Source organism: uncultured Senegalimassilia sp., assembly GCF_934632265.1.
Classification (GTDB): domain Bacteria; phylum Actinomycetota; class Coriobacteriia; order Coriobacteriales; family Eggerthellaceae; genus Senegalimassilia.
On sequence record NZ_CAKTYH010000002.1, the window covers coordinates 45,347 to 52,215 of the forward strand.

General features: G+C 60.6%; 5 protein-coding genes and 1 tRNA gene. 2 read left to right on the top strand and 4 right to left on the bottom strand.

The genetic code is table 11. The annotated features are described in order from the left end of the window. Positions 1-195 precede the first annotated feature (195 nt). Positions 196-1,851: a Na+/H+ antiporter NhaC family protein gene (locus tag Q0H50_RS00375; protein ID WP_294418145.1), complete on the top strand. Its 1,656-nt coding sequence runs from the start codon at positions 196-198 to the stop codon at positions 1,849-1,851. Between the two features lie 74 nt (positions 1,852-1,925). Here the strand turns inward: Q0H50_RS00375 and Q0H50_RS00380 are convergent, their stop codons facing one another. Beyond that, entirely contained in the window at positions 1,926-2,549 is a 624-nt protein-coding gene (locus Q0H50_RS00380) for a 5-formyltetrahydrofolate cyclo-ligase (RefSeq protein WP_294418146.1), read from the bottom strand. A 426-nt stretch (positions 2,550-2,975) separates the two neighbouring features. Between Q0H50_RS00380 and Q0H50_RS00385 the strand changes: the two genes are divergently transcribed. Then, entirely contained in the window at positions 2,976-3,425 is a 450-nt protein-coding gene (locus Q0H50_RS00385; RefSeq protein WP_294418147.1) for an Rrf2 family transcriptional regulator, read from the top strand. On the opposite strand, the gene Q0H50_RS00390 is transcribed toward Q0H50_RS00385, so the two are convergent. The 3 genes from Q0H50_RS00390 to Q0H50_RS00400 form a co-directional block, all read right to left on the bottom strand. Continuing rightward, positions 3,400-4,782 carry an NRAMP family divalent metal transporter gene (locus Q0H50_RS00390; protein ID WP_294418148.1) on the bottom strand — a complete coding sequence of 461 codons (1,383 nt, stop codon included), beginning with the start codon at positions 4,780-4,782 and terminating at the stop codon, positions 3,400-3,402. The two genes, Q0H50_RS00385 and Q0H50_RS00390, sit on opposite strands and share 26 nt — an antisense overlap. A gap of 3 nt (positions 4,783-4,785) precedes the next feature. Continuing rightward, the gene (locus tag Q0H50_RS00395; RefSeq protein ID WP_294418149.1) at positions 4,786-6,138 is read right to left on the bottom strand and encodes a CBS domain-containing protein; all 1,353 of its coding nucleotides are present in this window, start codon (positions 6,136-6,138) and stop codon (positions 4,786-4,788) included. A gap of 286 nt (positions 6,139-6,424) precedes the next feature. Next, positions 6,425-6,501 (bottom strand) — tRNA-Arg (locus tag Q0H50_RS00400). Positions 6,502-6,869: the final 368 nt, after the last annotated feature.

Sequence of the window (6,869 nt, forward strand, 5' to 3'; positions counted from 1 at the left end):
GCAGCTACGGCTTGAAGCGTACCGCGCAAAAAAGGATTTCTCAGAAGAAGCGCTGGGCGATGCGTCGTCCAGCGCTTCCTATTCCTTTTGTTTCACGTGAAACCCCTCCGGCGGAATCCTGATGCGGTTCGACCGTTGCACTTGTATACTGATTCGCAATGGACTTTGAGGACCTTATGGAGAAAGGGAAGGGAAATGGAAGAGGCTTTCGAGCTTATCAGCACCGGCGCTTGGTCCATCGTGCCGCCGTTGCTGGCGTTGGCTCTGGCGCTCATCACCAAAGAGGTGTACTCGTCGCTGACCATCGGCGTATTCGTCGGCATGGTTATCTACCAGTTCACCCTCAACGGTGTCGGCGTCGATCAGCTGGTCACGGCTTTCACCGATGTGCCGAACGCAATGGCGCTGCAGATCGCCGATAACGGGGCGTTGCTGCTGTTCCTTGCGTTGTTGGGCGCGCTGACCGTGGTCATCGCCACGGCGGGCGGCAGCCGCGCGTATGCCGAGTGGGTGTCCACGCATATCAAGAACGCGCGCGCCGCGCAGGTGCTTACCGGTTTGCTGGGCATCATCATCTTCGTCGACGACTACTTCAACTGCTTGACGGTCGGCGCGGTCATGCGTCCTGTGACCGATCGCTTCCATGTCAGCCATGAGAAGCTGGCTTGGATCATCGACTCCACGGCTGCCCCAGTCTGCATCATCGCGCCGGTGTCCTCGTGGGCCGTTGCGGTCGGCGGTTACCTGGGAGACGACGGCTTCACCACGTTCGTGCAGTCCATCCCGTACAACTTCTACGCGCTGCTCACCATCTTCTTCGTGTTCTTCATGCTGATCACGAACAAGAACGATTACGGTCCCATGCGCGCGGCTGAGGCGGAGGCGAAGTCCTCCGACGGCGCTACCGCCGAGGGCGGCAAGCTGCTGGAGAAGCTGTCCACTATGGGTCTTTCCGAGCAGGCCGAGTCCGATCCCGATGATCACACCAACCTGGAGTCGGTCGTCACCGAGCAGGCCGACATCGAGCAGTCCGCATCGGCTGCCATCGACGAGTACAAGGGCCTCGACATCTCCGAGAAGGGCAAGGTCTACGACCTGATCGTGCCTATCCTGGTGCTGATCTTCTTCTCGATCCTGGGCATGATGTACACGGGCGGCTTCTTCGAGGGCGTCGACTTCGCCACTGCCGTTGGCGAGAACCCGGTCGGCGGCCTGTGCATCGGCGCTACGGTGGCCCTGTGCGTCGCCGGCGCCATGTTCCTGCCGCGCGGTCTGACCACGCTGAGCGGTTTCGTGGAGAGCGTCTCCGAGGGCGTGCGTTCCATGGTCGGCGCCATCATGATCTTGGTGCTGGCATGGAGCCTGGGCGGCTGCTGCCGCTACATGCTCGGCACGGGCGACTTCGTGAGCAGCTTCCTGAACAGCCTGGGCGTGAGCCTGGCCATCCTGCCGTGCATCATCTTCCTGGTGGCCGGCTTCATCGGCTTCGCCATGGGCACGAGCTGGGGCACCATCGCGCTGATCCTGCCTATCGTGGTCGGCGTGTTCAACGAGGGCGACCCGCTGTTCCTGGTTGCCGTGGGCGCAACGCTGGCCGGTGCCGTGTACGGCGACCATATCTCGCCGATCTCGGACACCACCATCCTGTCGTCTGCGGGCGCGAAGTGCAACCACCTGCGCCATGTGGCCACGCAGCTGCCGTACGCGACCACCGTTATGGTCGTCTGCTTCGTGTGCTACATCGTTGCCGGCTTCACGGGCAATCCCTGGATTTCCCTGGTGTTGGGCGCGGTGCTCATCGTTGTGGCGGTGAAGATCCTGCACAAGTCCAACATCGGCATGAAGAAATAGCCGCTGATACGCGGCGTAAGCCGCAAAAGCCGCAAGAATGCGAAAGAGAGGGCTCCGTTGGGAGCCCTCTCTTTTTATGCCGAGAAGATGCAGGGGAGGGGAAGGTCGTGGGGCTCGGTTGGCACGCGATCGATGCGCTGCTCCTCGAACGCCACGCCGGCTACGAGGCAGTCTTCGCGCAGCTTCGGAAGAAACCTGTCATAGTTTCCGCCGCCGTATCCGAGGCGCATGAGGCCGCTATCGAAGGCCACCAGGGGGATGACGGCGACGTTGAACAGCCGCTCATCGGCTTCCTGCCATCCTTGGGCATGCAGCTCATCGAGCAGATAGGGGCGTGCGGGATGATCGAGGAAAGCAGGTCGCTGCTCGGTCAGGTGGTTTTGCGTGATCGGGAAGAACACCATGTGCGCAGGCGTGTCCCGCGTATCCTTGGCCATGCAGGGCAGATACACCTCCCAGCCGTGTTCGTATGCAGCATAGAGCAGAGGATGCACGTCGACTTCGCTGGTCATAGGCTCATAGGCTGCGATGCGCAGTCGTTCGGCGGAAGCGCTCGAGGGTGTTTCGCCCTCAAAGCGGCTGTCGATTTCCTCAAGGAATCGCTCGCAAATCGACAAGCTCTTCTCCTCGCGCAAGGCGGAGGGGATCTGCTTGCGTCGTGCAAGGACCGATGCGCGGGTATCTTGTTTCAAAGTCATGATCGTCTTTCTCGAAAATGGACGAAATCTCAGTATCGTGTGAAAAAGCATAGCAATAAAGTAGAGGATTATCGCTTGCGCTAGTATGTAAGCATACTCGTTGAGTCCGGCGATAGCCACGGCGGCAACGGGAAACGAGGCGGCGGCGCATCCAGTTGGGATTCCGGCAGGCAGCGCTTCAGGATGCAGCTGGGGCCCTGACGGGTATCGCTTTACGGTGCAGTTGGGGGTTCCTACAGGCATCGCTTCACCGCCCACCGCCCGAGCATGGGCGTGGACGCGGAATCGCGATGCACTGGGATTTTATGCGCTTGCATAAGCCTCTATAGCAGATGACCAGGGATTTCGTTAGCGAAGACAACGGGAAGGGTGCACGCGCCCGCCCCCGCTTGGAGCATCGAAACAGAAACGGGAACGAGGGAAACGGTGCACTTCAAGGCTTCGGTCGAATACGGGATGCGTGCGGTGCTGTACCTGGCGGAAAAGGGCTCGATATGCTCGTCGCGCGAGGTGGCCGAGGAGATGTCCATTCCGCGCGACTATCTGATCCAGCTGGCGCAGCTGCTGCGCAACGCCGGGATCATCCACGCACGCCCAGGCAAAAACGGCGGATACATCCTGGCGAAGGACCCGTCCGAGATCAGCATGCTCGATCTGTTCAATGCGCTGCAAAACGACCGTCCGCGAACGGAGCGCAAGGAAGCGGAGGAGGGCGCGAGCGCTCTGCTGCAGGGCATCACCGCCGCATGCTCCACGATCGAACGCGAGATGGAGGAGTACATGTCCTCCATCACCCTGCAGAATATGATCGACCGCATCCACGGCAAGGAATCCGACACCGCTTCCGGTTCTACCCGATCCCAAGCACCTGCATAACCAGCAGTACCGCTGTGAGCACGGAGACGATGCCCACGGTGACCCAGATGAGCACCTTCGTCACGCGGCCGGACTTGAACTTGCCCATGACGCGCTTGTCGGACGAGATCAGCGCCATGAACACCAGCAGCACCGGCAGCACCAGGCCGTTGATGAACTGCGCCATGAGCATGACGCCCATCAGGTCGATGTTCGGGATGAGCACGATGATGGCCGAGAACGCGATGACGAACGTGAAGATGCTCTTGAACAGCGGCGCTTCCTTCCACTTGAAGGACACGCCGGCCTCCCAGCCGAATGCCTCGCAGATAACGAACGCCGTAGTCAGCGGAAGCACGCATGCGGCCAGGAACGATGCCGCGATCAGGCCGATGGCGAATAGCGCTTCTGCGTACTTGCCCGCAAACGGCGCCAGCGCGGCCGCCGCATCGGCGGCGTCGCTGATGACGATGCCCTGCGGGTACAGCACGGTGCCGGTGGTGACGATGATGAACCATGCGACCAAGCATGCCGCCACCGTGCCGGAGACCACGTCGACCTTCTGCGTGAACAGGTCGTCGGGCTTGATGCCCTTCTCAACCACGTTGCTCTGGTTGAAGAACATCATCCACGGCGCGATGGTGGTGCCGATCATGGATATGACCAGCGACACGAAGCTTTGCTGGTACACCACATGGGGCACGATGGTGTTGATGGCCGCATCCTCCCAGTTCGGCTGCGCCAAGAACGCGGCGATCACGTAGGTGAGGAACACCAGCGATAAGACAAGGAACACCTTCTCCACGCGTTTGTAGCTGCCGCCCACGATGAGCAGCCAGACGGCCAGCGCGGCAACGGGCACGGCGATGTATTTCGACACGCCGAACATCTCCATGCCCGAGGCGATGCCCGCGAACTCGGAGAACGTGGTGCACACGTTGCCGATGAGCAGCGCGAGCATAGCCAGTGCCGTAAGCCTGATTCCGAAGGACTCGCGGATAAGCGCGGCGAAGCCCTTGCCGGTGACGGCGCCCATCTTCGCGGCGGTCATTTCCACCACGATGAGCAGCACGCACATGATCGGGATAACCCACAGCGTGGCGAAGCCGAACTGCGCGCCAACGGTCGAGTAGGTGGAGATGCCGCCGGCGTCGTTGCCTGCCATGGCGGTGACGATGCCCGGGCCCATGGCCGCCAAGATGAGCAGCAGCTTGCTTTTCTGCTTGCTTGAACCGCCGGTTTGCTCGAGCGCCTGCTTTTCCGCAAGCTGCTCGGCGGACAGCGTGGCCTCGCCGGTGTGGAAGCTGCTGCGCTCCAACGGGTTATGCGAATCGATGTCGGCAACGCGCCCGGTCTTGCCGTTCTGCTTCAAAACCACGGCTTACCTCCAATGGAATCCTACGATTTGCAGTACGACAAGGGTGTAGAGGATCAAGAAGATCACGGCGCCGGTCGCAATGCCCACCCACTTCCAAACGGAAGTCTTCGTCTTGTCGCTGCTGACGTCGTCTTCGATGGCGTCCCAGGCGTCGTCGACGGTGACGATGCCGAGCAGCGCGCCGTGCTCGTCCACGACGGGCATGGCGGTCAGGTCGTACTTGAAGATGTCGGCCGAGACATCCTCTTCGGTTTCATCCGGCGTTGCGGTAATCAGGTCGTCGTACATGCACTTCGACATGGGCGTTTTGTCGTCGGTGAGCACCAGGGTGCGCAGCGAGCAGACGCCCACCAGCTTGTCGTACTCGTCCAGCACGTACACGAAGTGGACGGAAGGATGGTCCTCGGGAAGCTCGCGAAGCACCTCGATGGCGTGCCCGACGGTGTCGGTGTCGGCGACGGATACGAACTGCGTGGTCATCATGCCGCCGGCGGTGCCGTCCTTGTAGCCGAGCAGGCGGCGGATTTCCGTTGCGTCCTCCACGCCCATAAGGCGCAGAAGCGTTTCGGCGCGCTCGTAGGACAGGTCGCGCACGATGTCGGCTGCGTCGTCCGGGTCCATATTGCCCAGCACGCTTGCAGCCTGCTTGTTATCCAAGCTCTCGATGAAGTCGGACTGGTATTCGTCTTCCATCTCGGAGATGGCCTCGGTTGCCTGGGCATCGTCGAGGTGCTCGAACACGTTAGCGCGCTGCTGCGGATCCAGCTGCTCCAGAATGTCCGCGACGTCGGCGGGGTGCAGCTCGTCCAAGCGCTTATGGGTGACGGACAGCTGCACTTCGGACAGGTCGCGATCCAGCAGGTCCATATAATTCCATGCGATGATCTGCTCGTCGATCTTCTTGCCGAAGACCTTGGCGACGGAGACCACCGAGCGCTCGATCCAGGGGGCAAGGCCGCGCAGGATGCCACGGATGCCCACTTCGGCGCCGAGCAGGCGCAGTTGAGAGCCGGATACGGAAAGCTTCAGGTCGTTTACGCGCACGACCTTCAGGCCCTGCGTGTCGACGATCTGACGGTTCATGAGGTCGCGTGCAAGCAGCACCTCGTCTGGCTGCAGGTAGCTGAAGCGGATGTCGTGCGCTTCGACCTGCAAGGTGAGGCCGTCGTCGTCGAACTCGTCGACGTACTTGCGCCATGAGATCATGAACGGGATCTTGCCCGGACCCTGGAAGGCCAGGCTGGTGATACGCGGAAACACCTCGCCCGTGGAGATGGCAAGGTCGGATACGGTGCCGATTTTCTCACCGGTGCAGTCAACGACCGGCTTTCCCAGCATTTGAGAGAGATAGAGCATGATCAATTCCCTTACTGTCCATGCTCGCGTTCGGCAGGGGCTTTTACAGGTGCCGGATAATGCTACGTCCGCCATGCGGCAACGGCGTTATGGGCACGTAAAGCTTCTGTCAAACGAGAGCGCGCTGCAGCCTGCTCCTTCGGCTGCCAGCGTAAGGGAGGAGTCGAAGGAAGGCTACATACTGTGAGGTTTCGGTTTTCGAACCTTCAACAGGGTTCCTTTCTTTGGCCTACAAAACAAAAAACCGCATGTGCTCGGTGGAGCCATTGCGGAATTTCAAGCTAAATGGTGCGCCGTGAGGGATTCGAACCCCCGACGTACTGATTCGTAGTCAGTCCCTCTATCCAGCTGAGGTAACGGCGCACATCGAAACAGCAACGAATATTATGCGCGTATATCGGCGATGAGTCAACACCTAATTTCGGCCAATATCAAAAATTTTGCGACTAGCGTTGCTGGGCGCCGCTAGCGTACAGGGCGAAGCGACTGAACAGGGGGACGGAGGTGCGTTCATACTTGGCTCCTCGGTGACGCGGCGCGATGTCGAACGTTGCTGGGCTTCGCAAGCCAGCGGGGCGGGGAGAAAGGGGTGCCTGCGACTAGCGTCGTCGATGAACTGTTGCGTTGATGGATGTGAATGGGGGGGGGCAGATGCGTGAACAGACGATATGCCCATCGAGATGGCAGCAAGAAGGAAGCCTCGCTGTTGTTGATTCATATGCGCCTTCGTC

Bases quoted from the DNA above. Each gene is read 5' to 3' on its own strand.
- Q0H50_RS00395 (WP_294418149.1), bottom strand. From the start codon at position 6,138: ATGCTCTATCTCTCTCAAATGCTGGGAAAGCCGGTCGTTGACTGCACC.
- Q0H50_RS00375 (WP_294418145.1), top strand. From the start codon at position 196: ATGGAAGAGGCTTTCGAGCTTATCAGCACCGGCGCTTGGTCCATCGTG.
- Q0H50_RS00380 (WP_294418146.1), bottom strand. From the start codon at position 2,549: ATGACTTTGAAACAAGATACCCGCGCATCGGTCCTTGCACGACGCAAG.